Source organism: Agromyces humi (assembly GCF_009720255.1).
Taxonomy (GTDB): domain Bacteria; phylum Actinomycetota; class Actinomycetes; order Actinomycetales; family Microbacteriaceae; genus Agromyces; species Agromyces humi.
In genome coordinates this window covers 1-2,777 of record NZ_WJSP02000446.1, presented here as the reverse complement: position 1 = coordinate 2,777, position 2,777 = coordinate 1, and the positions used below count along the sequence as shown (strand labels likewise).

Annotated in this window: 4 protein-coding genes; 3 read left to right on the top strand and 1 reads right to left on the bottom strand. The window is 71.0% G+C overall.

What is annotated here, in order from left to right; translation table 11 throughout:
- The coding region (locus GH736_RS20685; protein ID WP_203230887.1) for an OST-HTH/LOTUS domain-containing protein at positions 1-236 on the top strand (236 nt) is incomplete at its 5' end.
- Positions 233-1,081, top strand: coding sequence for a MarR family winged helix-turn-helix transcriptional regulator (locus tag GH736_RS20680; protein ID WP_159606669.1), 849 nt, complete (start codon positions 233-235; stop codon positions 1,079-1,081). The genes GH736_RS20685 and GH736_RS20680, both read left to right, overlap by 4 nt.
- 105 nt (positions 1,082-1,186) lie before the next feature.
- Here the strand turns inward: GH736_RS20680 and GH736_RS20675 are convergent, their stop codons facing one another.
- Positions 1,187-1,792 carry a nucleoside deaminase gene (locus tag GH736_RS20675; protein WP_159606667.1) on the bottom strand — a complete coding sequence of 202 codons (606 nt, stop codon included), beginning with the start codon at positions 1,790-1,792 and terminating at the stop codon, positions 1,187-1,189.
- Positions 1,793-1,898: 106 nt separating this feature from the next.
- On the opposite strand from GH736_RS20675, the gene GH736_RS20670 reads away from it, so the two are divergent.
- Positions 1,899-2,453: a hypothetical protein gene (locus GH736_RS20670; protein ID WP_159606665.1), complete on the top strand. Its 555-nt coding sequence runs from the start codon at positions 1,899-1,901 to the stop codon at positions 2,451-2,453.
- Positions 2,454-2,777: the final 324 nt, after the last annotated feature.

Sequence of the window (2,777 nt, the reverse complement as noted above, 5' to 3'; positions counted from 1 at the left end):
CTTCGGGCGCCGTGAAGAACCAGATGCTGCGCATGGATCCGTCGTTCCAGGAGCGCCGGCTCGGCTTCGGATCGTTCAGCGACTTCGTGAAGTCGCGCGGCGGCGTCGTCGAGCTTGACGAGGCGGGGTCATACATGTCATCGTACATATACATGTCCATTGACATGCAACACGAGAATCGCGCATCGCGCGCCGGGCGCCGCATACGGGCGCACCGGGAAAGGAACACACCATGACCACCGATCAGATCAATCCAGACCAGCCCGATCAGCCCGACGAGGCATCCGCCGAGCACGAGGCATCCGCTCGCGCCGACCGCCCGTTCGGGTTCTGGCTCAAGCTCGTCGACCGTCGCCTCTCCGAGGAGATGGAGACCCTGTTCGCCGCAGACGGCATCACGCGCCGTGACTGGCGATTCCTCAACCTCCTCGCCGGTGAGGTCCGCGACGAGCGACTCGCCGAGCGACTCCGCGCCAAGCCGCACGCACTCCACCGCCTGGTGGAGCGCGGCTGGATCGACGGCATGCCGCCCGAGGTCACCGACGCCGGCCGCGAGGCCCGCGACCGGCTGGAGGAGCAGGTGCGCACGCTCCGCGAGCGGGTCGCCGGTGCGGTCTCCCCCGAGGACTTCGCGACGACGCTTCGCACGCTCGAAGCGGTCGCCCGTGAGCTCGGCTGGGACGAGTCGCAGCCGCTTCCCCGCGGACATCGCGGCGGACGCCGCGGACACGGCGGACACGGCGGGCACGCCGGACGCCGCCACGGCTTCGGCGGATGGCACGGCGCTCGCATGCACCACGGCTTCGGCGGCCCTGCCGGTGCCGAGGACCCCGGCCAGCCGCACCCGTTCGACGCCCGTGCACACCACGGGCACCACGACGGCCACGAGGGCCACGAGGGGCACGGCGGCGGCTTCGGTCACCGCCCGGGCTTCGGCCCGCGTCCCGGCTTCGGCCCGCGTCCCGGCTTCGGCCCGCAGCCGAACGTGCAGGACGTCCACGTCCACGTGCACCTGCACGAGGACCGGCGTCACAAGGGCCAGGGCCGACGTCATCACGACCGGCCGATCCCCGAGGCCTGAACCTCGCCGGCCCGAACGTCGACGCCCGGCGACTGAGGCGGGCTGAGACACCCGGAGCCGGGAGCACGCATCGGTGCTCCCGGCTCCGTCGCGTCGGGGCGAGGGCTACGAGCCGGTCGCTCCGCGCGCGTTGTAGACGACCGCATCCGACGCGCCGAACGCCCGGAAGACCTCGAGCGCGTCGTCGTGGCCGACCCCCACGGACACGCGGATGCCGCGGCGCTCGAACTCCCCCGACCAGTCCGCGGGCATCGGCCCCTCGTCGAACCCGGTGAGCTGCTCGACCTCCGCACCCTCGCCCGCGATGACCAGCGAGCGCACCCCGGCCCACATCGTTGCGCCGTAGCACATCACGCACGGTCGCCAGTTGACGACCAGCTCGAGTTCCTCGCCGCCGGCGCCGAGATCCCACCGACCCAGTCGCCGCTGCGCGAGGCTCAGCGCCATCATCTCGGCGTGCACGCCGCTGAGGTTCTCCTGCAGCACCACGTTCACGCCGACCGAGACGAGCGCTCCGGATGCCGCGTCGACCACGACGGCCGCGAACGGTCCGCCGTTGCCCGCCCGCCAGTTGCGGTCGGCGAGCCGGTTCACGAGCTGGATCCGCTGCTCGGGGGTGCCGAGCGGTGGCGCCGCCGCGAGCCCGGGCAGCTCGTCGACGAGCCACGGAGGCAGCGAGGCGCTGAAGGTGGAGGCGTGCGGTGCGTCCATGCGCCCCATTCTGCCCTGCCCCGGTCTCGGGCGCGTTCGGTAATCTGACGGCGGACGCACTACGCGAACATGCACAGAGGACGAGCGAGAGGCCGGCGCTGGACCCGTGACGACGACCCTCAAAGCCAAGCAGCGCCACGGGCGACGCCGGCGAGCGGTAGCCTACCTCGCGATCGCAGGGGGATGGGCGGCGTCGATCTGGGTCAGCCAGCTGATCGTGGCTTCACCGTGGTTGCACGCCATCGCGCTGTTCGTGCACCTCGCGTCCCTCATCGTCGGATTCGGCGCCGTGCTCATGGTGGAGTGGTACGGCGTGCTCTGGATCACGGAGTGGCGATCGGTCCGCGACCTCCGGCAGGTCGACCTCACGCTGAAGCTGCCGATCTGGGCAGGGCTGATCGGCTTGCTCGCGAGCGGTGCCCTGCTCCATCCCGACCTCTCGTCGCCGGCGACGCTCGTGAAGCTGGCGGCCGTGCTCGTGCTCTCGCTCAACGGCGTCGCCCTGACTCGGTGGACGATGTACTTCGCCCGGTTCCCGAGGAAGATGCGCTTCGCGGCCCTTCCCAAGCGAGCGCGCGTGCGCTTCATCGGAAGCGCCGTCGTCTCGCAGGTCGCTTGGTGGACCGCCGTGATCATCGGCATGGTCAACTCCACCTCCTGATCGCGGCTCCTCGCCGCAGAGGGATCAGTCGGCGGTCAGACGACGCACAGCGGCCTCACGGTATCCACCCAAGGAGACCCTTGGGTCTCCTCAGGTCTCCGATATATGCTCGGCTTCGTCCCAACCCCCCATCAGAGGACACCACCTTGCCCACCCCTGCCGTTCGTCGCGCGACCGTATCGCCGCTTGCGGTCGGATCGCCGGTGATCGGCGATGCCCCGTTCGCTCGCGATCCCGAGATCGGATGGACCGCGTGAGTGCCGGGGCACCCGCGCCGCGCCGCGCGCAGCGCCAGGAGCGCGAACAGCGCCGCCGCCGTTCGCG